The sequence below is a fragment of the Streptomyces caelestis genome (assembly GCF_001279005.1).
Classification (GTDB): domain Bacteria; phylum Actinomycetota; class Actinomycetes; order Streptomycetales; family Streptomycetaceae; genus Streptomyces; species Streptomyces heliomycini.
In genome coordinates this window covers 1-330 of record NZ_LGCN01000111.1, presented here as the reverse complement: position 1 = coordinate 330, position 330 = coordinate 1, and the positions used below count along the sequence as shown (strand labels likewise).

The window sequence follows — 330 nt, the reverse complement described above, 5'->3', positions numbered from 1 at the left end:
GCGCGGTGCCGTGGAGGGCGGTGACCTGGCGGGTGCCGCTGTGTGGGGTCTGGTGAGGTCGGCCGTCTCGGAGCATCCGGGGCGGTTCGGTCTGCTGGACGTCGAACAGGACGCCGGGCTCCCCGCCGGGTTGCTGGGTGCTGCTCTGGCGGTGGGTGGGGCCGAGGCGGAGGTCGCGGTGCGTGGTGGTGAGGTGCTGGTGCCTCGTCTGGCGCGGGTGTCCTCCACGTCTGGTGCGGAGGTTTCCGGCTGGGAGGTGGCCGGGGGCACGGTGTTGGTGACGGGCGGTACGGGTGGTCTGGGTCGTGTGGTGGCCCGTCATCTGGTGGT

Annotated in this window: 1 protein-coding gene; it reads left to right on the top strand. The window is 72.7% G+C overall.

Features of this window, described 5'->3' with window-relative positions:
- Positions 1–330 (top strand): SpnB-like Rossmann fold domain-containing protein (locus ADK41_RS42475; RefSeq protein ID WP_209438643.1); only part of this gene is annotated, 330 nt, incomplete at both ends.